Raw genomic sequence first — 25,915 nt, 5'->3', positions numbered from 1 at the left:
AAAACACCGCCTTCATTGCATCCTCACGCATGAAGAGAAGGCCCTTTCTGATAAGAGAAAGAGCCGCGCGCCATATCAGGCATTTTTCTTCAAAGGTTCTTTCGGCACCGGATGGGGCGCCGGTTTTTTCCGCGCCTCCCGAAAGGTGACAAATTGCTTTTCGTCCTCATCCCACAGACGGAATTTCATGGATTCAAGACTTGTTTTAAGCGTAATGGTCGGCACGTTTTTTAAAGGCTCGTGCCCCTCATGAGCGGCTTCCAGCTTGTAGTTCGGCACTTTCGGGCTTAAGTGGTGAACATGATGGTAGCCGATATTGCCTGTCAGCCATTGCAAAAGCTTCGGAAGCTTGTAAAAGGAGCTTCCTTCTACCGCGGCCTGCACATAATCCCAATGCTCATCGGCTTCAAAATAAGAATCCTCAAACGTGTGCTGAACATAAAAGAGCCAGACGCCGATTGACCCCGAAATAAGGAAAATCGGACCCTGAACAAGCAAAAAGTTTTCCCAGCCGACAAGCAGGCACGTCGCAGCAGCCAATAAGACAATCGCCGCGTTCGTGAAATAGGTGTTCCAGCGCTCCTTGCGGCGGGCGCCTTTTACATTGAAACGGTTTTTAATCAGAAATACGTAAATCGGGCCGAGAATAAACATAATAAACGGATTGCGATAAAGTCTGTAGCGTACTTTTGTCCAAGCTGACGCTTCGTTGTATTCCTTGACGGTCATCATCCAAATATCGCCGGTGCCCCGTTTATCTAAGTTGCTGCTCGTCGCATGATGAATGGAGTGGCTGCGCTGCCATTGAAGGAACGGAAACAGTGTCAGTACACCTGAAATAAACCCGAACAGCCGGTTCAGCTTCTTTTGTTTGAAAAAGGATTGATGGCAGCAGTCGTGGAAAATAATAAAGATTCTTGTCAAAAATCCCGCTGCTATAACAGTAAAAGCGAGGGTCAGAAGATAGGAGACATTGAGGCTGAAGTAAGCAAGAAACCAAAGGGCAAAAAACGGCACAAACGTGTTGAAAAGCTGATTGACACTATGCTTTGTATCGGCACCGGAAAATGCGGCAACCTGCTTTTTTAAAGATGCTTGTTTTTGAGTTGCGGTGTGATTGGTCATGAATGTCATGTCCCTTCTTTTTCATTATGATCCCAAGTATAACGGGGCGCCAGACGCTTTTGTAGTAGCAGCCATCATGCCCCGAATATGACATTTGTCATGTTTGGCGGCAGAATGCTGATCAGGCGTCATATGGAAGGTATCTTTTTTATAAGGGATAAAGCCGGACACTTCATATCGGCGCTTCTCAAAGAGAAAACAGCAAAAAAGAACCCGGCCTGTTTTCGGCTGAGTTCTTTTTCATCATCCTCACAGCAAAATCACCCGATACTTCTTTACATCCAAAAACTGCAGAAACTCCCGGGCCAGCATATCCGGCGCGTGGTCTTTTCCTTCATGAAGACGATATTGAATCAAACCGGCGAGCATGGACGCGACATAATATGCATAGAGTTTTTTGCCCGCCTGAATGTGCAGGGGCTGATGAAGATAAAACGATTGCAGCGCTCTGAACATTTCCGGGATGACGTCAGGCACTCCCGAACCCTCTCTCAGAAAATGAACGAGCGGCAGGCCGTCCGACAGCGCCGAAAAGAGACCGACGAGCGCGGATTCCGCTTCTTCCATGGAACAGTCGGCAGGCTCTCCTTTTACCGTCAATAATCCGATCAGATCCCGGCATGATTGATGGATGATCGTTTTCAGCAATGCTTCTTTGTTGGCGTAATGGTCATAAAAAGTGGCACGGCGGAGGTTGCTTTGACGGGCAATATCGGAAATCGTGATTGCCGCGTACTCTTTTTTTTCCGCCATTAAGCCGATCATGGCTTCTTGCAAGGCCTGCCTCGTCCTTGTCACCCGGCGGTCGGCGGGCTTTTTTTCTTCTTGTTCCGGCACCCGGCGGCCGAACAGCCAGTAAAACCGTTTTTGAGAAATCAAATCCCACACCTGTCCGCTGATCGCTTCCGGGGATGCCCCGGGCTCCTCATTCAGCCAGTACAACACAATGGCATACGTGTATAAAGCGCGGTAATGAATGTACATATCCTGTTCAGTCGGTGAGAAATCCGAATTGACCGGTGACAGCAGCACATCATGCCGGAACACATCTTTTAAAAAAGCATGAAAGTGAAAATAGGGCATTTTATTGCGATCCATCATCGTTTGGAAAAACACCCGATGCCGGTCAACAAAAGACAGGGTCGGATGCACTTTTTGCCATCCGCCATGTAAATGAAGCACATCTTTATTCTTCAGTGAATCATACAGCGCTTCGCTCAGCCCGTCTTTCATTTCTTCCTCTATATCCTCTAAAATCGCATATTTATCTTCGTAATAAAGGTACAGTGTCCCCCGGCTCACACGCGCCCGTTCGGCGATGTCCTTCATGGTCACACGGCGGATATCCCGCTCTCCAAGCATGGCCAAAAGCGCTTGTTTGATGTCAGTTGTCACAGAATCCGGCATAAGAGACACTCCTTTCATTAGACAGATCACCGCAATTTGTACGGTAACGTATAGATGTGTTTACGCTGTCTTTGCCGCAAAAACACACCACATTATAATAGGCCCTGAAGAAACAAAAAAGCAACCAGAGGAGGAAGACCGATGGATCAGCATATAAAAGCAGACATCAAACGCGTCTTTGAGCTTCAGAAAAAAAATCAAAAAACGCTGCGTGCTTCAACAGCCGGGCAGCGCAGAGAAAAGCTTCAGCGCTTTTTAGATGCCGTCACCGCACATGAAGAAGAAATCATCGAGGCGATCAGACGGGACGTCCGCAAGCCTTATCATGAGGTAAAAAGAGCGGAAACGCAGGGAACGATTAAGGCGATTAAACATAATATGAACAATCTCGACACCTGGATGGCGCCGAAACGCGTCGGCTCATCCGTCAGTCCCGACGCTGACGGCGTATTAATGTACGAGCCAAAAGGCCTTACCTTAATTCTCGGCCCGTGGAATTATCCGTTTATGCTGACGATGGCTCCGCTTGCAGCTGCCATTGCGGCCGGCAACAGCGCGATTGTGAAGCTGTCCGATTTTACAATGGAGACGAGCCATATCGCCGCGACAGTTATTCGCGAGGCATTTCACGAAGAAGAAGTCGCCATTTTTGAAGGTGAGGTCGATGTCGCCACAGAACTGCTCGACCAGCCGTTTGACCACATTTTCTTCACCGGAAGCACGAATGTCGGTAAAATCGTCATGACGGCAGCAGCGAAGCACTTGTCGTCCGTCACGCTTGAGCTTGGCGGAAAAAGCCCGACGATCATCGACAGCGACTATGATTTGATGGACGCGGCGAAAAAAATCGCCGTCGGCAAATTTGTCAATGCGGGGCAAACATGTATCGCACCTGACTATCTCCTTATGAAGAAAGAAGTGCAGAGCACCTTTACAGATCTCCTGCAAACCATTGTCAATGCAGGTTTTATGGAGGATGATCATACGGTTGACCGCAACAAATTCACGCAGATTGTCAACGACCGCAACTTTAACCGTGTCAAAGCCCTGTATGATGACGCCATTGAAAAAGGGGCGAAAACGGCGTTCGGCGGCGTATTCGATGCGCATGACCGCACGATTTCTCCGACCGTACTGACAAACGTCACGCCTGATATGAAGATCATGCAGGAAGAAATCTTCGCACCGATTCTGCCGATTATGAATTACGAAGATATCAGTGAAGCCGTTGATTACATCACTGAACGGGACAAGCCGCTTGCCTTGTATGTATTCAGCCATAATCAGGAGCTGATCGATTATGTGCTGCAGCATACGACATCCGGCAATGCTTCTGTCAATGATGTCGTCGTTCATTTCACTGACGTCAACCTTCCGTTCGGCGGTGTCAATACGAGCGGGATCGGTTCATATCACGGTGTGTACGGCTTTAAAGAATTTTCTCATGAAAAAGGCGTATTTATTCAAGCCTCTAAATAAAAAAAGAATCCGCGCAGATGACGCGGATTCTTTTTTATTATTTTTTTGCCCCGAATGCGAGCAGTTTCGTATAAGTGCCGACATAGAGCGTGCCGTCTTCAGCCAGAACCGGGGAGGAAATGACATTGCTGTCTGTTTGATAGCGCCATTTTTCATTACCGTCAGCGTCAACCGCATAGACATTTTTATCGTCAGAACCGAAGTACACATTGCCGTCCGCATCAATCAGCGGCGCCGTTCTCACAGGCCCGTCCGTATAGAAAGACCAGTTCATATTGCCGGTTTTGCTGATGGAAAACAGCTCGCCGCTTCCGGAACCGATATACACATTGCCGTTATGGTCGATCGCTAATGAAGAGCTGGAGAAACCGTTTAACGGGAACGTCCACTTTACAGCACCCGTTGATGTATAGGCGTATAAGTTGCCGTCCTGGTTTCCGGCGTAAACGGTGCCGTCTCTATCAATAACCGGATAACCTTTAAACCCGTTGGACGTCGTTTTTGACCATTTCACTTGGCCCGTTCCGGAATTGATCGCGTAAAAGATATTATTGTACGTTGCCGTATACAGCGTTCCGTTTGATGCTAACACGGGAGCGGAACCGACCACGCCGTTTGTTTTAAACTTCCACTTTTGCGTCCATGTCGAAGGCGACGTCGGTTTAATCGCATAGATATAGTTATCCAGCGTCGACACATACAGCGTGCCGTCAGAGCCGATAGCCGCATCGGAACTAGGCGCTCCGCTCAGCGGAACCGATGTTAAAATGTTTCCGGTTTCTTTGTCGATGAAATATAGTTTTTTATCGTGAGAAGGAAGATAAATGACACCGTTTGTTCCGAGCACCGGAGTCAGCGTATAGGTCGTCCCGAGGTTTTCCGTCACCCATTTCACAGTACCGTCCGGATGATACGCCGTCAGCTTCCCGTCTTTTGATTGAATAAATACGGTGCCGTCCCTGTCAACCGCGGCTCCCGCACCGTTTTGAGGATTGGCCGGAACATTCTTTTCCCATTTTAACGCGCCATCGGCAGTGCTTGTAAACCGGCTTTCTCTTGACCAGTTGAACATCGTCGGAGACATCGCCTGCGCGTCATACCGTCCCGCCAAGAAACCGGATGCCGCATGATTTTGTTTAAATACCGTTTCCGCAGCTTGAGCAGCCGCCGGATGCAGCCATTTTGCCCCCGGCAGATCAGAAACCGCTCCCACAGATAAAGCCGCAGCAACCGCAGCGCCGGCCGCCAATGTTTTCATTCGCAATGAAGCTGTCTTTTTTTTCAATGTCAGTTCCTCCCGTTTCTATTAAAAGCTGCTATATCACTTCGATCATACCATAATTAACCTATGAAATATTTGTATTTTCGGCAGATTTATAGAACAAATGTCACATAGCCTGCTGATGCTTCGGGGATGATCGAAACGCGGCAATATACCACACCACATTGACGATAAAAGCCGCGCCTGACCAAACGAGAAGGCCGTAATAAAGAGACAGCTCCTGTTCCAAAGAAGTTACGACCAATAACGTTACCAAAAAGACAGCCGCGCAAATGAGAAGCCCGATTCCGCAAAAAACGGCCATGATGATTTTCATGACACGAACACCGAGAATATACATAATGAGCGGGACCGCATATATAAAAAGGATCTGACCGACGGCGGCCCACATGCCCGCGGAATTAAAACGATTCGCGTTCGGCCCCGTTTCTGCAAACGGAGAAAGCGAGCCGATGACCGGCAATAAACAAAACAGCAGAGCGGAAAGCAAGGTCATCGCAACCGCACCTTTTTTCTTTTGATTCATGTGAATATCCTCCTGACAATAACCCGGCTTTTTTACCGGTAATCTGATAATATGTTATATTTTAGCACGATATTTAGTTACTTTGAGAATGTTTTGTTAAAAACGAATTTACAAATCCAGAAAAATAGATATAATAAACGTTATGGAACCGATATTGATTCATAAAGCGCTATCTAACAAAACACGAAGTGATATTATGACGTGGCTTAAACACCCGGAAGACCATTTTGATGAAAGACCTTATCTTGATCAGGGACTCAGTTTCCGCACCGGAATTTGCGTCGGTGATATTCAGGCAAAGTCGGGGCTTGCGCAGTCCGTCATCTCCAGCTACCTGCTGACGATGCAAAAAGCCGGCCTGCTGGAATCCGAACGAATCGGAAAGTGGACCTATTACAGAAGGAATGAAAAACAAATTAAAGCCTTTGCTGACTATGTTCAGCACCAGCTATAACCATGAAAGGAGGGATTTTTTTGTTATAACATATCTATTTTTCTGTATATGTAGTTATAAAAGGAGGCATACATAACAATGAAAAAAAGCAGTTCCGTCTTCATTCTATTTTTGGCATTAGGGGTTTTCGGGATTATTACGACCGAGATGGGCATTATCGGGGTTCTTCCGCAAGTGGCGGACAGATTTCATATTTCTGCTTCAAAAGCGGGGTGGCTTGTCAGTATTTTCGCGTTCATCGTCGCTGTGTCGGGACCGTTTTTGACCTTGCTTGCTTCAGGCATAAACCGGAAAGTCATTCTGCTTTTGGCGGTGCTGATGTTTGCCGTTTCAAATGCGGTCTACGCGTATACGGCGCATTTCAGTGTCATGCTGGCGTTTCGGATCATTCCGGCTTTATGCCACCCGGTGTTCTTTTCTGTAGCGCTTGCGGCCGCGGCCCGGCTTGTCCCCGCCGGCCAATCCGGAAAAGCCGTAACGAAAGTCTTTTCAGGCATCACCGCCGGCTTTGCGTTCGGCGTGCCTTTCACGTCTTATCTGGCGGAGCGTCTCTCCCTTGAAGCCGCCTTCTTATTCGGCGCTATCATCAGTCTCATCGCATTCACGGGCATTCTTCTCTTTTTGCCATCCATGCCGGTCACAGAAAAAATGTCTTTCAGAAGTCAGCTCGGCATCCTTCGCAAACCGGCTTTGTGGCTCAATATCGCTGCCGTCACCTGTCTCTTTGCGGCCATGTTTTCTGTCTACAGCTATTTTGCGGAGTACCTCGGACGAGTGTCCCATATGAACGGCACATGGGTCAGCTTTATGCTGATGAGCTTCGGAGTGATTATGATAGCCGGTAATTTCGTCTTCGGCGCTTTGTTATATAAAAATATGAAAAAGACCGTCATCCTGTTTCCGCTTCTTTATACAGCCGCCTACTTGCTCATATACGGGTTTGGGACGTCTTTCGCGCCGATGGCCGCCCTCGTCTTCGTATGGGGCGCCGTTCATTCCGGCGGTCTCATTGTCAGCCAGACATGGCTTACTGCGGAAGCAAAGGAGGCGCCCGAATTCGGCAACAGCCTGTTTGTCTCTTTTTCCAACCTCGGCATCACCATCGGAACGGCGGCGGGCGGCTGGTTTATTTCACATTTGGGAATCCATCAGCTGATGTGGTGCGGCATCATGTTTGCCCTTCTGGCTTTCGGGCTGATCATGGGACGCTTGGCATTGGGAAAGAGGCTGCTCGCAGAAGCTTAAGCTCCGTTGCAAAATCCGGAATGATTACGTATAATATTCCAGATTAAAGCAAGGGAGAGAAAAAGATACATGGAAAGACCGGCAGGATTTTGGATTCGGTTTCTGGCTTACGTCATTGATCAAATCATCATAGGAATTCCGATTTTTATCATTCAATTTATGGTCTCTTTTTTATTTGCGGCAGGCGTTGCGGCGGCTGACCCCTTCATGACCGAAAATCAGTTTAACATCTCTTTTCTGGTGTTCGGCGTCATCCCGATTCTTGTGAGCTCTTTTGTGATCAGTATCTTATATTTCAGCCTGCTCACGACCTCAAAGATGCAGGGGACACTGGGAAAAGCATTGCTCGGCCTTAAGGTCGTCAATGAGGATGGCGGACGGATTTCCATCGGCCAGGCCTTCGGACGCGCTTTCGCATATATCATATCTAAGCTCATTCTTTATATCGGATTCATCATGGGCGCCTTCGGAGAGAAAAAAACGCTGCACGACATCATGTGCAGCACCCGTGTTGTCTATAAATAATGTCCCCAAGTCCGGGCCTTTTGAGCCCGGGCTTTTTTATGACGGCTGTGCCCGCCTGATGTCAATGCCGCCCTTTCCGTCAGCCTCAATGCGGATCGTCCCGTTCACAATAACAGACAGCGGATGGAACTCCGCATGCTGATCAGAAAAAATCCAGCGGCGGCCGCTCGGCCCTAAAAGCAAAAACGCCCCATCATTGTAATCACCCATAAAATGAAACCCATTTTCCCTAAGAGGCGCATGCTTTCTCACCGGAATGCCGAAACGCTGCAGCTCCCTCCCGGTTGATACGACTTCGGCAGCCGTCAGATTCACCTCGCCGATATTCAGAACGGACTCAATCGAAAAATGTTCCGCGCTTGGCGGCGATGTTTCTCTCGCGATGAATTCCGCCAGATTGTTGGACGGATCTTTGAAATAAAAGGAACGCGCCTGAATATGAGAGAAATACACCTCATCCTCCCCATCTTCCGTTTGAAAAACGACTTTATCCTTCATCCACGCCTTCGCCTCATCAAAACGATTATTCGGAATGTTAAACGCGAAATGATACGTCGGATGAGAGTGAGAATCGGCGCGCCTGAATTCCAACTCACTTTCTCCCGCCTTGATGGTAAACGAATCACCGGACTCATCAATTAAAGGAAAACCTAACACCCGTTCATAGAAGTGTTTCGTCTCCTCCAACGCACAACTGTACAAAGTAATGTTATTTATTTGCATGATCATACCCCCTTTGGTTATAAAGACAATGAATATATCAATATTCTTGTCTGACTCCGTTCAAAAATGTTTCAATATTCTCAATTCGGTAAGCGGTATAGGGGTGAGTGGAAGCTAATATAGCGATAAAACCTTTTCTAACGTCAATATTTTCACGTTCAATCCGATAGAAAAATTCTAACAGCTCATCTCCGAAACCCGCTTTCGCAGCTACTTCATCTGCCCGATATTCAAAATCTCTGCTTCCGATATTCACAAAATAAAACCCCAAACGGCAGTACGTTATGTAACACCATCCGACCAGCCTGAAGAATATGTTTAATAATCCCCCAGACACAGAAGGATTTGATCCGCCGTTCAGAAGCCCTTCAATACACCCCAGAATAAAACATATAAAGAATCCCATCACATACAGCGGCAACAGTGCGATACTCAAAATAGTAAAACTGGAATTAAACATCACAAGGTGTAATGTGTCTTTAAAAGCAAGATGCGCATACTCATGGGCCAGTACCGCTTTTAGCTCACCATCACTTAAATTTCTCATAGCCGCCGAAGTCAATCCTATCGTTTTAAACCCCAGTGCAAATGCATTAATACCCTCATCATCTATTAAAAAAAGATCCGCTTTTTTCACATGAGGATAATGTCTTTGTACGCTTACAAAAACTTCATCGTTTAACCTTTCAAGGTACTCCTTTTCTCCAATGGTTGCCGGGCGCCTTAACCCAGCCCTTATTCTATTTCTCCAGTCTCCAAAAAGTCCATAATTCATAAAGAACAACAATCCGTAAACGGATAAAAAAAGAAGAACCGTTGGAAAAAGCGCCAAAGGAAATAATTTTCTGAAGATCATAATAGAAATCAAAACTGTCAGCCCGGACCAAACAATGTATAAATAATTGAACTTTGTTTTTCTAACTTCCATTTTTGATCACCCTTTTTTTATTATGTTTGAATGGTTTACCACTACTTAAACTGTCTTTTTATTATCGGTTTCGAAAATAGCATTGTAAAGATGATCATCCATTTTTTTCCGAAAAAGAGGTGCTGTTTTTAACAGCACCTCTTTTTAATCACTCTTCAAAATAATCCAGGTCAACTCTCTTGATAACAAAAGTATTCTCTAAACTAACGCCGACATTATAGTTGAACATTAAATCCGTTAGCCTCTCTCCATCAATTAATATAATTTTTTTATCGATCACTTTAACATATTCTTTTGCGCCATCAGTAAATACAGATGTAGTAATAAACACACCCTTTTTCGCTTTTTTCCCATCCAGGCTGCCCGCAAATTTTTGTATTTCCGGCCTTGAAACAGAATCTTTCCACCTCTTGGCTTGAAGATAAATCATATCCAGCCCTAAAATGTCTTCTTTGATAACTCCATCTATGCCGCCATCTCCAGATCTCCCTATAGCCGTGCCTGCATCTGTTAATGAACCGCCATATCCAAGAGCAACAAGCAATTCTACGACTAGTTTTTCAAAAAAGGCAGGAGAACATTTGTATATTTGGTTCAGTAACTCTTCTTTAATCTCATTTTTAACAGCATTATAATTCTGTTCAATAATTTCATTGGGAGTTCTGGGCTCTGAAGTAATCGACGGCTCACTTTCCTGTTGATTGCTGTCTTTATCCGTCTGCTTGAATCTCTGAAAACTCTTATACTTCATTAGAAATCTATTATCTATACTGGCGACACTCGGGTCATTAATTATTTCTAAGCCTTCGCTGGTGATCTGAAAAACACCCCGTCTAACAATGTCGATTAAACCGGCTTTACTTAAATATGTTCTTACCCAACCGATTCGATTATGAAGTACTTTTTGGTTTCCGCTGGGTAATAATTTTTCTGCATCTTCCTCTGACAGGTTTAACTCTTCTGCTAATTTCACGTATAAGTCTTGTAATCTGTGCTCCTTTTTATCTGAAAGAATTTTTAAAAAAGGGTACATAAATTCTTGATATCCTGGTATGGTCAACTTCTACACTCCTATTTAACGTCTTTGTTAAAACTGGCTTGATATTTATATTATTTTTGCGTTCCTAACACCCCTGCGTAAAACCATCTTCATTTCACACTTAAATCTCATGATGATATATGAGGTAAAGCTAATATAAGAACATCCGCTATCCATAATTGAATAAGTTCAAAACAAATATATATCTTTAAATTCTGAACACCGGACTGATCATTTTTTTAAAAAACCTAACACCCGTTCATAAAAGTGTTCCTGAACAAAGTTACTTTATTTGCATGACCGTCCCCTCTTTGGTTTATACTACCATATAGAGGGTGGATTCTTGATATTATTCTGCACCAATTGAGAATCCCCCTTTCGCCCGGCGCTAATCATGACAAACAGCGCCAAACCGCTTAAACCAGGCGTTTTTAAATGTCTAAAGCAAAAAAAGCAGAAAATAATACCCCATATAGCTTGACAAAAAATAAATGTTATTTAATAATCTATATATAATTAGAATTATTATTGAAAGATAAAGTGAATGCTTTGTCTTTTTAATATATTTCAAATCACATTTCAGGAGGAAGATATTATGTCTTTAATCGGAAAAGAAGTACTGCCATTCGAAGCAAAAGCTTTCAAAAACGGTGAATTCATCGATGTAACAAACGAAGATTTGAAAGGTCAATGGAGCGTTTTCTGCTTCTACCCAGCGGATTTCTCTTTCGTTTGCCCGACTGAACTTGAAGATCTTCAAGGACAATACGCTGCACTGAAAGAATTAGGTGTTGAAGTATACTCTGTTTCTACAGATACTCACTTCGTACACAAAGGCTGGCATGACAGCTCTGAAAAAATCGGCAAAATCACTTACGCAATGATCGGTGACCCATCTCAAACGATCTCCCGCAACTTCGACGTTCTTGACGAAGAAACTGGTCTTGCTGACCGCGGAACATTCATCATCGATCCTGATGGCGTCATCCAAACAGTTGAAATCAATGCAGGCGGTATCGGCCGTGACGCAAGCAACCTTGTAAACAAAGTAAAAGCAGCTCAATATGTTCGTCAAAACCCAGGTGAAGTCTGCCCGGCTAAATGGGAAGAAGGCGGCGAAACACTTACACCTAGCCTTGATTTGGTAGGTAAAATCTAAGGAGTGCATTCCATTGGTACTTGATGCAAATATCAAAGCACAATTAAATCAATACATGCAGCTAATTGAGAACGACATTGTTCTCAAAGTAAGCGCCGGTGACGATGACACTTCTAAGGACATGCTGGCTCTCGTTGACGAGCTGGCTTCCATGTCATCTAAAATTTCAGTTGAAAAAACTGAATTAAACAGAACACCGAGCTTCAGCGTTAATCGTACCGGAGAAGACACAGGCGTTACATTCGCCGGTGTTCCTCTCGGCCACGAATTTACATCATTAGTGCTGGCATTGCTTCAAGTCAGCGGCAGAGCGCCTAAGGCTGATCAAAAGGTCATTGACCAGATTAAGAACATTAGCGGAGAATACCGCTTTGAGTCTTATATCAGCCTGACGTGCCACAACTGCCCTGATGTCGTCCAAGCATTAAACATGATGAGCGTGCTCAACCCGAATATCACTCATACAATGATTGACGGCGCGGCATTCAAAGAAGAAGTGGAAAGCAAAAACATTATGGCTGTTCCGACTGTATTCTTAAACGGTGAATCTTTCGGAAGCGGCCGTATGACCATCGAAGAGATTCTCGCAAAAATGGGCAGCGGCGCAGATGCGTCTGAGTTTGCCGACAAAGAGCCGTTTGACGTTCTTGTTGTCGGCGGCGGACCTGCCGGCGCAAGCGCGGCGATCTACACGGCGCGTAAAGGCATCCGCACCGGTGTCGTCGCTGAACGCTTCGGCGGCCAGGTACTCGACACCATGAGCATCGAAAACTTCATCAGCGTCAAAGCGACTGAAGGACCGAAGCTCGCTGCAAGCCTTGAAGAGCACGTGAAAGATTATGATATTGACGTCATGAACCTTCAGCGCGCGAAACGCCTTGAGAAAAAAGACCTCTTCGAACTTGAACTTGAAAACGGCGCTGTACTGAAAAGTAAAACAGTGATCCTTTCAACAGGTGCCCGCTGGCGCAATGTCAACGTACCTGGTGAGCAAGAGTTCAAAAACAAAGGTGTCGCTTACTGCCCGCACTGTGACGGACCATTGTTTGAAGGCAAAGACGTAGCCGTTATCGGCGGCGGAAACTCCGGAATCGAAGCGGCGATTGACCTTGCAGGTATCGTCAATCACGTGACTGTGCTGGAATTCGCGCCTGAACTGAAAGCAGACGAAGTCCTGCAAAAACGTCTTTACAGCCTGCCAAACGTCACTGTGCACAAAAATGCACAAACGAAAGAAATCACAGGCGACCAAAACGTAAACGGTATTACGTTCGTTGACCGTGAAACAGGCGAAGAAAAACACGTTGAACTCCAAGGTGTATTCGTCCAAATCGGCCTCGTGCCTAATACAGAATGGTTAGACGAAACGGTCGAACGCAACCGCATCGGCGAAATCATCGTCGATAAGAGCGGCGCGACAAGCATTCCCGGCCTATTCGCCGCAGGGGACTGCACAGACGGCCCGTACAACCAAATCATTATCTCCATGGGATCAGGTGCAACTGCCGCTTTAGGCGCATTTGATTATTTGATCCGGAATTAATGTGAAAGCCGCCATATGAATGGCGGCTTTTTTAAATATACTAATTAAGAAGGCAGTATTTCCTCTAAACAATCCTCGCTGATTTTATAAGATTTTGGCCTTCTGCTTACCAGCTCAACAAATCCTTGCTGTTCTAAATAATCCATTACTCTGTTAATTTTATGTCTCGATTTATTTGAGAGCTCCATTAAATCTTGCACCGACAGCGTAACCTGATCATTTACAAATACATTAATCGTGATAATGATATTAAAAATATCACGTTCATCTTTATAATCAGCCCATTGATCGCTATCAATATAGTTCCTAATTCGTTTCAGTTTCATTAAATTAAATTCAAGATCCTCAATAATTCCTTTTTGTCCTGACAGAAGCAATTCCAGCATATCCATTAAATAAAAAGTCAGCTCTCCCCGGTTTAAAGGTGCGGGAATTTCCTCTAATGCCTTATAATACTTATCTTTGTTCTTATTAACTGCGTAAGAAAAAGTGATGGCTGAATATTTTTCTAAGTATCGGGACAAATAACTCCCAACGATAAGGCGTCCTGTTCTTCCATTGCCGTCATAAAAAGGATGAATGTATTCATAGTAGTAATGAGCTGTCATGTAACGATACAGCTGGGGATGTGTTTCATCATGAAGATAAGCAATTAAAGCCTCAAGCGCTTCTGTTATCTTCTGTTCAGAATTAACGCCGATATGGGTGGTCATGTTCCCATCGTTCACTTCAACATAGCCTTTTCTGAATAGCTCACCATCCGGCGCATCTTCTGTTCCGATTTCATCTGCGACCAGCTCGTCATATAATTCCCTAAAGTCATGAATGCTTGTAAACGACGGAATTCGGTCTATAAATTGATATGTTTTCATCAATCCGACAAACCGCTTATGTGAGGGCTCGGATTGTTCTAACGCTTTAAGAGCCTCTTTCAATTCTTTTTTTGTACTGCGGATTCCTTCAATTTCATTATTACTCTGTGCTTCATTAATAATTAATTTATCAAAATAAGGTTTGACAGCAAATTCAGGGAGCTGACTGATAAGGGATGAAATTTTGGAACTGTTTAACAACACTTCATTATTCAGCTTCATGAGTTTATGTGTATTCACATAAAATAGCTCAAATGAATCTTCCGTGGGTCGGCCTTTTCGGAACCCCCGTATGTTTAATGATGTTGAATAACTGCCATAGCTGCTTGTTCTCTTTTTAAATTCTTTCTCATATGAATCAGCATCCATTTTATAAAAAAGCTTAGATAACTTCTCATACTTCATATTATCACCTCGCTTAATTTAAAATTACACACTTTTTTTAAATTATACAATCATTATAGCCTGATTTCTAACAAATATTCTCGCTTTCCAATCAAAACAAAAAACGGCATACTGCATGGCAGTACACCGTCTGAAGCAATTCAATCTGTCTTTCTCCCTCTCGCCCGATAGATAAGAAATAATACAATAAACCACAGTGGCGTCAGCAGCAAAGCCGGGCGCGTTGCATCCGCAAACAGCATAATCACCAGAATGACGGCAAACAGCGTCAGCACGGCGTAATTGATAAACGGCGCAAACGGCGCCTTGAAAGACGAGCTTGCATGTAAGTCCGGACGGGTTTTCCTGTATCTGATATGACAGACCAGAATCACGCCCCACACCCAAATGAAACAAATCGCGCTGATGGTGGTCACGATGCCAAAGGCCGCTTCCGGTATCAATTTGCTTAAAAGAGCGCCAGCTGACAGCACAATAACCGATATCCATAATGCGCGGCTCGGCACATGATTTTTATTCAGCTTCGCAAAACTTGCAGGCGCTTGTTTCGTTTTGCTTAAGTTATACAAAATCCGGCTTGTTGAAAACATCCCGCTGTTACAAGCAGAAGCGGCAGACGTTAATACGACAAAATTAATGATTCCCGCGGCTAACGGAATGCCGACCAGACTGAAGGTCTTTACAAAAGGACTTTCCGCCGCATTCAGCTGCATCCACGGATTAATACATAAAAGAATGAGCAATGCCCCGACGTAGAAAAATAAAATCCGCAATGGAATTTTATTGATAGCGGACGGAATATTTTTTTTCGGGTTTGACGTTTCCGCCGCCGACACACCCACTAATTCCACACCGACATAGGCGAAGATCACCATCTGGAACGAAAGCAAAAAGCCTGAAAATCCGTTCGGAAACAAGCCGCCGTGCTCCCACAGATTCGCCGCTGAGACCGTTCCGGTATGCGTTTTGAACCCAATCACCAGCAGAACCACACCGATGACAATTAACGCGAGAATCGTGACTACCTTAATTAAGGCGAACCAAAACTCCAATTCTCCAAAAATCTTAACCGTTAACAGATTAAGCCCTAATAAAATGAGCAAACAGATAAGTGCCGGAATCCACTGCGGAATATCAAACCAATATTTCACATACACACCGACGGCGATCACATCCGCCATAGCCGTCATCATCCAGCAAAACCAGTAGGTCCAGCCGGTGACAAACGCTGCACGCGGCCCTAAATACGCCTCGGCAATATCCGTTAATGATTGGTAGCCCGCTTTAGATAACAGCAGTTCTCCCAGCGCCCGCATGACGAAAAAAAGCGCAATACCTACAATAAAATACGCAAAGATGATAGAAGGACCCGCCAGCTGAATCGCCTTACCAGACCCTAAAAACAATCCGGTGCCGATCGTGCCGCCAATGGCGATCAGCTGCACGTGCCGATTCGATAAGTCCCTCTTTAGCTCTCGCTGCTCCACATCTGACTCCTCCTTACCTCTCTAGTGAACGACGAGCAAAAAAAGCCAATAAAAAAAGAGATTGGATGCCCTCCAATCTCATGGTCATAAGAATATCAAATTATATCTGCGCCGCTGACAATCAACAGCATGACAAATACATATTCGGTACTCTTCTGTCCTTTTGCCTGAGATTGTGAACCCTTCGGCGCCGCGGAAAACCCGCGGTCTCTCCAGAAGCCGCTCCTGCTGTAGTTCGACCCACAGCAATCATAGCCTGCTACGTATTGAGTTTCTGATAGAAATACCTATCAGCTAACTTTTTATTTTAATGGAACTTGAATGCATTGTCAATAGAGGGATGAGCTGCACGGCGTTATCCCGGTCCAATTTTTGATGCCTGAAGCGCCGTATTTTCCGTTTTCATTGTCTCAAAAAGGCGTTATGCGGTACTATCATATAAGGTCTAATCATTTAAACATTATGTCATACTTTAAATTCACTTTATCATACAATTGCTCGTAAATAAAAAGGGGATGGACGAGATTGGAAACGAAATATTTAGATCTGCTCGCACAAAAATACGATTGTGAAGAAAAAGTGGTCACGGAAATCATTAATCTGAAAGCGATACTGAACCTGCCGAAAGGAACCGAGCATTTCGTCAGTGATCTGCACGGGGAGTATCAGGCATTCCAGCACGTGCTGCGGAACGGTTCAGGAAGGGTAAAAGAGAAGATCCGCGATATTTTCAGCGGCGTCATTTACGATAGAGAAATTGATGAACTGACGGCTTTAGTCTATTATCCTGAGGACAAACTGCAGCTGATCAAACATGACTTTGATACGAAAGAGGCATTAAACGAGTGGTATAAAGAAACGATTCACCGGATGATTAAGCTCGTTTCTTATTGTTCTTCCAAGTACACCCGCTCCAAATTGCGCAAAGCGCTGCCCGCCCAATTTGCTTATATTTCTGAAGAGCTGCTGTACAAAACAGAACAAGCCGCCAACAAGGAACAATACTACTCCGAAATCATAGAACAGATCATTGCGCTCGGCCAGGCCGATCAGCTGATCACCGGCCTTGCCTACAGCACGCAGCGTTTGGTGGTCGACCATCTGCATGTTGTCGGCGATATTTACGACCGCGGACCGCAGCCGGATAAGATCATGGAAGAACTGATCAACTATCATTCAGTGGATATTCAATGGGGGAATCATGATGTTCTCTGGATAGGCGCTTATTCCGGCTCAAAAGTATGCCTGGCAAACATTATCCGCATCTGTGCCCGCTATGACAATCTGGATATTATTGAAGACGTTTACGGCATCAATCTGAGACCGCTATTGAACCTTGCTGAAAAATATTACGATGATAACCCGTCTTTCCGCCCGAAAGCGGACGAAAACAGACCGGAAGATGAGATTAAACAAATCACAAAAATTCATCAGGCGATTGCGATGATCCAATTTAAGCTTGAGAGCCCGATTATTAAGAGACGGCCGAACTTTAATATGGAGGAACGGCTGTTACTGGAAAAGATCGATTATGACCGCAATGAAATCACGCTGAACGGAAAAACATATCAACTGGAAAACACCTGCTTTGCGACGGTGAATCCCAAACAGCCTGACGAGCTGTTAGAGGAAGAAGCAGAAGTCATGGACAAGCTGCTGTTCTCTGTTCAGAACTCCGAAAAACTGGGCCGCCATATGAATTTTATGATGAAAAAAGGCAGCCTTTATTTAAAATATAACGGCAACCTGCTGATTCACGGCTGTATTCCCGTCGATGAAAACGGCAGCATGGAAACGATGATGATAGAGGATAAAGCTTATGCGGGCCGTGAGCTGCTAGATGTTTTTGAACGGTTCTTACGGGAAGCGTTTGCCCATCCGGAAGAAACCGATGATCTGGCGACAGATATGACTTGGTACTTATGGACAGGCGAATACTCCTCCCTCTTTGGAAAACGCGCCATGACAACCTTTGAGCGGTATTTCATTAAAGAGAAGGAAACGCATAAAGAAAAGAAAAACCCGTATTACTATTTGCGTGAAGACGAGGCAGCCTGCCGAAACATCCTGAAGGAATTCGGCCTCAACCCGGATCACGGCCATATCATCAACGGCCATACACCGGTAAAAGAAATCGAAGGCGAAGATCCGATCAAGGCAAACGGAAAAATGATCGTCATCGACGGCGGCTTCTCCAAAGCCTACCAATCCACAACAGGCATCGCCGGCTACACGCTTTTATACAACTCCTACGGCATGCAGCTCGTCGCCCATAAACACTTTAACTCCAAGGCCGAAGTGCTGAGCACCGGAACCGACGTCTTAACAGTGAAACGATTAGTCGACAAAGAGCTGGAGCGGAAGAAAGTGAAAGAAACAAACGTCGGTGAAGAACTGATGAAAGAAGTGGCGATTTTGGAGAAACTGCGGGAGTATCGGTATATGAAGTGAAGAATATGGAGTTCAGGGATGATTCTCTGGGCTCTTTTTTTACGGTTTCCCTGTATGTAAAATCGATTTAACCGCTTCTTCAATCTCCCTATAACCCGTACATCTGCAAATATTGGACTCCAGCCAATTTTTTATCGTGTCATCACTTGCATTCGGCTCAGTATTCACTAAAGCATGACAATTCATGAGAAAACCCGGTGTGCAATAACCGCATTGAAACGCGAATTTTTCAATAAAAGCCTTTTGAATCGGCGTATTGATCAGTCCTTCAATTGTCGTAATGTCCTTTCCTTCCCCTTCTGCCGCAAGCATTAAGCAAGATTTCATCGGCACCCCGTCCGTTAATACCGTACAGGCGCCGCAATCCCCATTTAAGCAGCCCGGCTTTGCACCAGTTAATCCGAGACGAAGACGAAGAGCAAATAACAAAGTATCAGCCGGCCTGACCGTAATCTGTCTTTCCTCGCCATTTACTTTCAACGTAATAGGATCAGACATTTGGACCTCCTTCTAATTCCCGTAAGGCATCTAAAATTGTATTTTGCAAGACAAATATTCGGTATTCACTTGAGCCTTCCGCGTCATCAAGAACGGGTTTGGGTACATACTGTAAAGATCTGCGCACTCTTTCTTCTGCTGATCGGTTTTTATCGTTAAGCACAGCCTCCATTTCAGCAGAACGAAACGGAAATGGACTTACGCCGCTGAAGGCCATTCTGATCTCATCATCTTTTTTCAGCGTACAGACTGTCACCAATGGATATCCGACATTCCACTGCTGTCTTCTTTTGATACTGACAAATGGCAGATCAACGTACGCTCGATCGACAACGACATGAAATAAAAAATCACCTTTTTGCAATTGTATTTCCTTGTTAAATACTTTATTTATGGGACGGTAATGAATCCCCGCTCTCCCTGCAATCCCTATCAAACTATCAGAAATCAGCAACGGCAGCACGGCCTCACGGTAATAGATGCCCCCGCAAATGTTTCCGCCCAGGCTGATCTTATTTCGAGTCGTCCGATCGGCTATTTCACTGACTGTTTTACTTAATAGCGGAAATGGATTTTCTTCCTCCAGTTTCGTTAATGACACGCCCGCTCCGATCACCAAATCATTTTCATAAAAGCGGATGGTTTGAAATCCCGGAAGCGCGTTCATATCTATCACCGCATCCGTATAGATGATATTCAGCCTTCCTAACGTGATAATTTCCGTGCCGCCGGAATAATACATTGGTGTTTTCTTTTCGGCCGCAAGCGAGTGAAACAGGCGGGTTGTTTCTTGAATGGTCTTCGGTTTAAAATAGTCGAAATCAAACGGTATCATCTTTCCACCCCTCTTGCGTTCTCCATAATCGTTCGGGAATGAGAGGAAGTTGATTCAATTGGACACCTAAAGCGGCGGAAAGGCAATTTCCCAATGCTGCCGGCATCCCCAACAGTCCGTGTTCCCCGCCGCCGCGCGCTCCATAAGGCGCAATCACATGCGGGGTTTCAACAAATTCAATGATATATTCAGGCTGCTCTCCATAATGAAGGGGGCGGTATGTTCTAAGCTGAGGATTTAATACTCTTCCATATGGATCAAATACAAAGGTTTCTCTTCCTCCGAATGCGATTCCCATACTCATCCCCCCCATCACTTGACCCCTTGCAGCTTTTTCATTCAATACTGTTCCTATATCCACAACAGAATAGGCTTTTGTAATTCGATACGTATAATCCCGTTTATCCAACTCAACTTCAATTCCCTGAGCACCGACAGCCCACTCGGGTCCCGGCTTCCCTCTTCCCGTTTCCCGGTCTAAATTCGTCATTCGGGTTAATGTGTAATTGCCGCTCGCAATGATTTGGCCGCCAATGGTATTTCCATTTGGAAACGTATATCCGTAAGCAATGTCTTTTATTTCAACATGTACAGAAGGATGATCTATAAAATAAACCTTTCCGTCGGCCACTTCCAATTCCCCGACAGGAACCCGCAATACACATGATGCCACGTCTTTCAGCTTTCGAATGGCTTCCTCCGCTGCATTCAGTACGGCTCTTCCGGCCATTAACGTCCCTCTGCTCCCCACGGTTTTCCAATGCTCGGGTGTTGTTTGTGTATCTATAAGCATTTTTACGTGAATTTTGCTTATATCCATTTTCATTCGTTCCGCTAAGATTTGGGCTAACACTGTTTTTGTCCCTGTTCCAATTTCCACTACCCCTGACATCAAATTAATGCTTCCATCGGGATTAAAGGTTAAAATCACCCCGGACGTTGCATTTGTATCAAATGTTGAGGTTTTCCAAATGCAGCTGATTCCCTTTGCCCGTATCTTCCGGCCATCGATTTCAATTCGCTGTCCCTCGGACCAATTCATTAATTCCTTCAATCTTTCAATGCATTTCGGCACATTTCCGACCGTGCTTGAATTGAGAAGAACTTGAGTCGGTGTGGTGTCACCGGGGCCAATGGCATTTTTATAGCGGAGTTCTAATGGGTCCATGTTCAGCTTTTCCGCCAATACATCCATCGTCCGCTCAAAGGCAAATAACACTTCAGCATGGCTGTAGCCCCTGAATGCGCTTGGATATGGATGATTCGTATACATACAATATGAATCACACCGTATATGATCGATAGCGTACGGACCCGTACAATCAACCACCGCAGCCCGGCTGATGTCCACTCCTTTATCAGAATACGCTCCGCCATCAAATAAAAGCTGAATGTCCGCCGCCTTTAAGATTCCATCCTTTGTAGCCCCTAATTTGACAATGGCATCCAATCCTACATGAACGGGAGATGTGATCATATCCTCTTCTCTCGTATTAAACAATTTGACGGGCCGGCCTCCAACCGCTTTTGATGCCAAATAGGCAATCACCTCTAACTGAACGGCCGCTTTTCCCCCGTACGCCCCGCCTACTAAAGGCGTTTTGACGATCACCTTTCCGGGTTCAATTCCAAAATACCACTGCATTAATTTTTTAATGGCAAAAGGAGCTTGAGAGGATGTGGTAATGATAATCTCCTCATCCGCCCGAATTTCAACAATCGAGCATCTTGTTTCCATCGCAGCGTGATCAGAAGGGTTAAAGGAAATCTGGAATTCTGCTGTCACATCACTTTCCCTAAACCCGTCTTCAATATTTCCTTTTCTAACCTTATCCACGTTTGCGATATTTGTCTTCGGAACCGGGAATACACCTTTTGTCTTCTCATAGCGGTCCGCATGTTCATGGACGAGCGGCGCATCCTTTTGAAAGGCCTCACGGGGGGAATTGACGACGGGAAGAGGTTTATAGGATACTTTGATGGCATCCGCTGCCTTTTTAGCTGTAATTGGATTTTCCGCTACAACAACAGCAACCGGCTCACCATGGTATCTGACCCTTTTATAAGCAATCGGCGATCTGTCTTTAATTTCTTCACCTGCAAGCGGAAAAGGTTCATCACCCAATATCGCTCTCACGCCGGGAATCTTCCAAGCCTCTGAAAAGTCCATAGACACAATATCGGCATGAGCATATGGACTGACCAGCATTTTTGCGTGTAATCTGCCTGTTTCTTGAAAATCATCCGTATATTTCGCTTTACCCGTCACTTTTTCAAGGGCCTCTTTTCGAATGACACTCTTCCCGATATACTCCAACTCATTCACTCCCCGAATTTATTCAGCAGCAGCGTATAATCTTCAACTGTATCGACGTCATAAAAAAGCAAAGGGTCTTGAAAGCTGATCATTTTTCCCGTATTGATCATACTTTCACGGATGACATGCCGGGCGCCCTGATCTCCCTTTAACTGATGCAATACCGGAAAACATTGATTTGAGAATAAAATGGGGGGCATAGGAAGATTATGATTTTCAGCGGCGATAAATGAATAACAGGGCTCCTTTTGATAGGAATCAATTAACGTATTGATGATATCTGCGGTGACAAACGGCTGATCTGCAAGGAGAATGATAACGGCGTCAGCCTCATACTCTGCCGCTTTTTGTAAACCGCATTGTATAGAATGGCCTTGGCCCTTATCCGCTTGCTCACATTCTGCCTGACTCCACTTATTTGATATGGGATCTAAAAAGAAAACATCCGAAAGCCAATGCAGCGGATCTCCCTTTCCCGTAATAACGAAAATATGATCTAATTCAGATAACAAGGCATTTTTAAGAGCCATACTTCCAAGGGAAACTCCATTGAGAACTAAACTTCGCTTATCCGTCCCCATGCGTCTGCTTGTACCGGCTGCCAGGTAAATGGCTGCTGTTTTCATAAGAGAGACCTTTGTTTTCGCATTTTTTTTATCATCTCGCCGACAATGCTTACAGCAATCTCTTCAGGGCCCTGTGCCCCGATGGGAAGTCCGATAGGGGAATGAATATCCTCCGGAATCTCAGCTCCTCCTAATAGCCGTTCAGTGCGCCTTCTGGGGCCTAATACACCTTTATAAAACACATTCTCGTTTTTTAATGTATGTAAAATGATCTGATCTTTTTGAAAGCTGTGTGTCATAATGACAACAAAATCTCTTTGGGTCATGCTCAGGCCTTCCATGACTTCTTCCGGTGCTCCTGTTATCAAATGGCCGGCTTCAGGAAAATGGCCGTGATGACATAAAGCGGGACGCCAGTCAATCACCGTCACATGAAAGCCAGTGCCAGCTGCCAAAGAAACTAACGGCTTCGCATCTTCCCCTGCTCCGAAGACATATAAACAAGGTTTTGGCACCATCTGATGGATAAAAAATAAATCAGAGGTATGTTCATCCCTCTTGATTCCCTTTTCCGTCTGTCTCAGTTTTTGAATACGGCCTTGTTCCATCACATCCCCGGTTCCAAACACGCTGCCGTCTTCAGCTATATACAGATCTTCCTTGGGCTCTAACGTTCCCGTGAATCGTTTCATTCGGGTCACAGACTTTTTTTCATCTAAGCATGTCTTGACTGTCATCAGATGTCTTTCCAATTCCCCTTTTACAGGCTCAAGTAAAACCGTCAAAACACCATTACAGCCAATGCCCTGTCCCCAGGATAAATCGTCTTCCGCGCTCATATCAAAGCGGACAATCAACGGCTCCCCTGCAGCCCAGACCTGTTCTGACCGTTCAACGAGATCTTCTTCCAGACAACCGGCGGATAACATTCCGACTCTTGTTTTATCCCCTAAAATCAACATCGAAGCCCCTTCTTTCTTATAAGCGGACCCCTCTGTTTTAATAATGGTAGCCAGTACCTTAGCTTTTTTAGAAGTGGCGATGACATCCAAAATCCGGTGTATATCATCCATTTCATGTCCCCCGTTTTACCTGATCATATCTGCATCTGTAAATCCATATTCTTTTTTTCCAGAAAACATTACAAACGCTTCAGCAATTTTTTCGTTTCTAAAAAAAAAGAGTCTTTATAGACCTTATGACCGGGCGGCGGGTGCGACAGCATGTCGGAACGGAGAGATTCCAATAACACGCTCTGTTCCTTCTGTTTCCAATTGTCTGTTTCACCCTGCTGTATTCCTTTAAAACCCGCAAAGTATTCACTTAGCACTTGTAAATCATTGGCCAGCTCTATTTTGTCACTTGAAGATAACTCCCCCTCTTTTTCCCATTCTTTTAACGTTTTCACTATATTTGATAGATACTCAAATCCGGCGTTCAACTTTTGCATCTCTATTTGATAGCTTGAAATGATGTTTTTATGTTTTTTTCTGACGGGGTTGAATTTTAAGCTGTCAGAGGCTGTTTGCAGCATCTCTTTTGCCGTATGCAGCTCTTGCAGAAGATTGTTCATTCTATACGCCATGAGGTTTCCTTTTCCTTGTCCCCACTCTGATTGAACCCATTTGGAAAGGTCTGAAAGTGTGCCGGAAAGCTGACGAGCCAATGTTTGAAAAGAGTCCGCTGCCTTTTTTGTGTAGTCCGGCGGAAAAAGGAACATGTGAACCAGAATGGCAATGATGACGCCGATTACCGTATCGATGATTCGGTCGAATGCATAATCTTTAGCGTTTCGTTCAAACGTAAAGACCAACAAAATGGTGAGCGCTACCTGATGTAAAACCGTTACATCTATTCGCAACCACTTCGCAATGTAAGTACCGCCTAATAGGAACAGCCCCAGCATCCAGCCATTCATTGGCAAGTGACCGAAAAGATAGGACGTTAACATGATCCCAATCGCAGTTCCCGCAATACGATGAAAAGAAAAGCGAATCGACTGATCTATCGTTGGCTGCAAACATAAAATAACAGAAAGAGGCGCTAAATAGGGGTGATCAGAGCCCGCCAGTTTTGCCGCTTCCCAAGAAACCGCAGAGGCAATCGCCATCTTCCAAACCAAGGATGTTTTATTTTGATTTTTTTTACTTTTCTTCATCATACGCCCCTCCTTTCAGAAACCTTTTCCACTAGGTTTCCGTGACGCAAAGGGATTTATACTGACATGTGGGAAATGCGAAAAGAAGCTGTGATTCAGGGGGGGGATTCTTGAATCACAGCTTCTTTTTAGGGTTATCAAATATTGGAAAATGATGCATTATTGACGACTCTTTGCAGCAAAGGGGCTTTAGGAAACTTGAGGCTGCAAGTTTGGCGGGATGGGAGCTATAATCAATTCTATTTTTGGTGTTCAAGACTTAATTACATAAAAAAGGTTTATTCTAGACGTTTTATATATTTATTCTAATTAAATTTTAAGTATTTATTTATGATACGGCCTACCGCTGTGTATCTAAATGAGGTTTTATTAAATAACTTGTTAAAGTGACGACTTTAACAAGTCATTTATTCTCTCTTTACTAAATTTCCAACTATCAGGAATTTTATCGACATGTCCTACTGCTATTCCACTTTTCCAAGTATGTTTTTCTTTTAAAATTGTTTCTCCAACCCCTCGCCGACTTTCTTTAAGTCGTATCCCAATTTCATGAGGAGTAGCCAAATATACTCTAGGTAGTTCTCCTCGGACAATATCAACATTTTTAAATTGTACAAGGCTTACTATAGTTTTGGCAGTATGTTTATTAACCCACATATCCGCAGCTTCATGATATGTTCTACCTTTTTTATAACTTTGTGTAAGCCCCCAACCACCGTCCCGACTACCTTTTACAGATACTTTAAGCATTTGTGAGCCATTGACAACTACTAAATCATACTCTGGTTGGTTGGGACCATACTGAACAGAAATATCGAATCCAGCCCAGGCAAATAGTGCGGCAGTAAACGACTCTGCAGCAACGCTAACTTGATGGTGATTCATTCCTTA

23 protein-coding genes and 1 riboswitch are annotated in these 25,915 nt (G+C 44.6%); of the genes, 7 read left to right on the top strand and 16 right to left on the bottom strand.

Annotated features, from left to right (window positions below):
- Nucleotides 1–75: 75 nt before the first annotated feature.
- A complete protein-coding gene (locus tag BR62_RS0100400) occupies nt 76–1,125 on the bottom strand; it encodes a Delta(5) desaturase DesA (protein ID WP_007407850.1) in 1,050 nt (349 codons plus the stop codon).
- A 249-nt stretch (nt 1,126–1,374) separates the two neighbouring features.
- On the bottom strand, nt 1,375–2,532 hold the full coding sequence (locus BR62_RS0100395) for a TetR/AcrR family transcriptional regulator (protein ID WP_007407851.1): 1,158 nt from the start codon (nt 2,530–2,532) through the stop codon (nt 1,375–1,377).
- A 141-nt stretch (nt 2,533–2,673) separates the two neighbouring features.
- Here BR62_RS0100395 and BR62_RS0100390 point away from each other — a divergent pair, with 141 nt between their 5' ends.
- Nucleotides 2,674–4,011, top strand: a complete 1,338-nt coding sequence (locus BR62_RS0100390) for an aldehyde dehydrogenase family protein (RefSeq protein ID WP_032869294.1) — start codon at nt 2,674–2,676, stop codon at nt 4,009–4,011.
- Nucleotides 4,012–4,048: 37 nt separating this feature from the next.
- Here the strand turns inward: BR62_RS0100390 and BR62_RS0100385 are convergent, their stop codons facing one another.
- Together BR62_RS0100385 and BR62_RS0100380 are read right to left on the bottom strand one after the other, a co-directional pair.
- Nucleotides 4,049–5,269, bottom strand: a complete 1,221-nt coding sequence (locus tag BR62_RS0100385; protein WP_096335161.1) for an outer membrane protein assembly factor BamB family protein — start codon at nt 5,267–5,269, stop codon at nt 4,049–4,051.
- A gap of 130 nt (nt 5,270–5,399) precedes the next feature.
- Nucleotides 5,400–5,819, bottom strand: coding sequence for a DUF5391 family protein (locus BR62_RS0100380; protein WP_007407854.1), 420 nt, complete (start codon nt 5,817–5,819; stop codon nt 5,400–5,402).
- Between the two features lie 142 nt (nt 5,820–5,961).
- On the opposite strand from BR62_RS0100380, the gene BR62_RS0100375 reads away from it, so the two are divergent.
- The 3 genes from BR62_RS0100375 to BR62_RS0100365 all read left to right on the top strand — a co-directional run bounded on the left by BR62_RS0100375 (nt 5,962) and on the right by BR62_RS0100365 (nt 8,043).
- Nucleotides 5,962–6,273 carry an ArsR/SmtB family transcription factor gene (locus BR62_RS0100375; protein WP_007407855.1) on the top strand — a complete coding sequence of 104 codons (312 nt, stop codon included), beginning with the start codon at nt 5,962–5,964 and terminating at the stop codon, nt 6,271–6,273.
- Between the two features lie 78 nt (nt 6,274–6,351).
- On the top strand, nt 6,352–7,518 hold the full coding sequence (locus tag BR62_RS0100370) for an MFS transporter (protein WP_007407856.1): 1,167 nt from the start codon (nt 6,352–6,354) through the stop codon (nt 7,516–7,518).
- A 69-nt stretch (nt 7,519–7,587) separates the two neighbouring features.
- Nucleotides 7,588–8,043, top strand: a complete 456-nt coding sequence (locus tag BR62_RS0100365; RefSeq protein ID WP_007407857.1) for an RDD family protein — start codon at nt 7,588–7,590, stop codon at nt 8,041–8,043.
- A gap of 36 nt (nt 8,044–8,079) precedes the next feature.
- Here the strand turns inward: BR62_RS0100365 and BR62_RS0100360 are convergent, their stop codons facing one another.
- From BR62_RS0100360 to BR62_RS0100350, 3 genes are all read right to left on the bottom strand, one after another.
- On the bottom strand, nt 8,080–8,766 hold the full coding sequence (locus tag BR62_RS0100360; RefSeq protein ID WP_032868067.1) for a VOC family protein: 687 nt from the start codon (nt 8,764–8,766) through the stop codon (nt 8,080–8,082).
- 37 nt (nt 8,767–8,803) lie between these two features.
- Nucleotides 8,804–9,694, bottom strand: coding sequence for a M48 family metalloprotease (locus BR62_RS0100355; RefSeq protein WP_032869291.1), 891 nt, complete (start codon nt 9,692–9,694; stop codon nt 8,804–8,806).
- Nucleotides 9,695–9,842: 148 nt separating this feature from the next.
- Nucleotides 9,843–10,754 carry a restriction endonuclease gene (locus BR62_RS0100350; RefSeq protein WP_032869289.1) on the bottom strand — a complete coding sequence of 304 codons (912 nt, stop codon included), beginning with the start codon at nt 10,752–10,754 and terminating at the stop codon, nt 9,843–9,845.
- Between the two features lie 574 nt (nt 10,755–11,328).
- Between BR62_RS0100350 and ahpC the strand changes: the two genes are divergently transcribed.
- Both ahpC and ahpF read left to right on the top strand, forming a co-directional pair.
- On the top strand, nt 11,329–11,892 hold the full coding sequence (gene ahpC, locus BR62_RS0100345) for an alkyl hydroperoxide reductase subunit C (RefSeq protein WP_004393188.1): 564 nt from the start codon (nt 11,329–11,331) through the stop codon (nt 11,890–11,892).
- A gap of 13 nt (nt 11,893–11,905) precedes the next feature.
- Nucleotides 11,906–13,435, top strand: coding sequence for an alkyl hydroperoxide reductase subunit F (gene ahpF / locus BR62_RS0100340; RefSeq protein WP_007407859.1), 1,530 nt, complete (start codon nt 11,906–11,908; stop codon nt 13,433–13,435).
- Nucleotides 13,436–13,479: 44 nt separating this feature from the next.
- Here the strand turns inward: ahpF and BR62_RS0100335 are convergent, their stop codons facing one another.
- Nucleotides 13,480–14,712, bottom strand: a complete 1,233-nt coding sequence (locus BR62_RS0100335; protein ID WP_015240925.1) for a Fic family protein — start codon at nt 14,710–14,712, stop codon at nt 13,480–13,482.
- Between the two features lie 140 nt (nt 14,713–14,852).
- Nucleotides 14,853–16,199 (bottom strand): amino acid permease, encoded by a 1,347-nt coding sequence (locus tag BR62_RS0100330; protein ID WP_032869287.1) that lies wholly within the window; start codon nt 16,197–16,199, stop codon nt 14,853–14,855.
- Between the two features lie 145 nt (nt 16,200–16,344).
- A riboswitch (glycine riboswitch) is annotated at nt 16,345–16,425 on the bottom strand.
- A 299-nt stretch (nt 16,426–16,724) separates the two neighbouring features.
- Here BR62_RS0100330 and fbp point away from each other — a divergent pair.
- The gene (fbp, locus tag BR62_RS0100325) at nt 16,725–18,650 is read left to right on the top strand and encodes a fructose-1,6-bisphosphatase (protein ID WP_032869285.1); all 1,926 of its coding nucleotides are present in this window, start codon (nt 16,725–16,727) and stop codon (nt 18,648–18,650) included.
- 39 nt (nt 18,651–18,689) lie between these two features.
- On the opposite strand, the gene BR62_RS0100320 is transcribed toward fbp, so the two are convergent.
- From BR62_RS0100320 to BR62_RS0100290, 7 genes are all read right to left on the bottom strand, one after another.
- Nucleotides 18,690–19,148, bottom strand: coding sequence for a (2Fe-2S)-binding protein (locus BR62_RS0100320; protein ID WP_032869283.1), 459 nt, complete (start codon nt 19,146–19,148; stop codon nt 18,690–18,692).
- Nucleotides 19,141–19,983 (bottom strand): FAD binding domain-containing protein, encoded by an 843-nt coding sequence (locus tag BR62_RS0100315; RefSeq protein ID WP_032869281.1) that lies wholly within the window; start codon nt 19,981–19,983, stop codon nt 19,141–19,143. Before BR62_RS0100315 ends, BR62_RS0100320 begins: the two co-directional genes overlap by 8 nt.
- Nucleotides 19,970–22,300 carry a xanthine dehydrogenase family protein molybdopterin-binding subunit gene (locus BR62_RS0100310; RefSeq protein WP_032869279.1) on the bottom strand — a complete coding sequence of 777 codons (2,331 nt, stop codon included), beginning with the start codon at nt 22,298–22,300 and terminating at the stop codon, nt 19,970–19,972. Before BR62_RS0100310 ends, BR62_RS0100315 begins: the two co-directional genes overlap by 14 nt.
- A gap of 5 nt (nt 22,301–22,305) precedes the next feature.
- Nucleotides 22,306–22,926, bottom strand: a complete 621-nt coding sequence (locus BR62_RS0100305; protein WP_032869278.1) for an NTP transferase domain-containing protein — start codon at nt 22,924–22,926, stop codon at nt 22,306–22,308.
- Nucleotides 22,923–23,939 carry an XdhC family protein gene (locus BR62_RS0100300; protein ID WP_032869275.1) on the bottom strand — a complete coding sequence of 339 codons (1,017 nt, stop codon included), beginning with the start codon at nt 23,937–23,939 and terminating at the stop codon, nt 22,923–22,925. The genes BR62_RS0100305 and BR62_RS0100300 overlap by 4 nt, the downstream gene beginning before the upstream one ends.
- Before the next feature lie 68 nt (nt 23,940–24,007).
- Complete coding sequence (locus BR62_RS0100295; RefSeq protein ID WP_032869273.1) at nt 24,008–25,024, bottom strand: FUSC family protein; 1,017 nt, start codon at nt 25,022–25,024, stop codon at nt 24,008–24,010.
- A 381-nt stretch (nt 25,025–25,405) separates the two neighbouring features.
- Entirely contained in the window at nt 25,406–25,909 is a 504-nt protein-coding gene (locus BR62_RS0100290; RefSeq protein ID WP_032869271.1) for a hypothetical protein, read from the bottom strand.
- Between the last annotated feature and the right edge of the window lie 6 nt (nt 25,910–25,915).

The sequence above is a fragment of the Bacillus sp. UNC69MF genome (genome assembly GCF_000746035.1).
GTDB classification, from domain to species: domain Bacteria; phylum Bacillota; class Bacilli; order Bacillales; family Bacillaceae; genus Bacillus; species Bacillus velezensis.
This window is presented reverse-complemented; position numbering and strand designations above follow the sequence as displayed.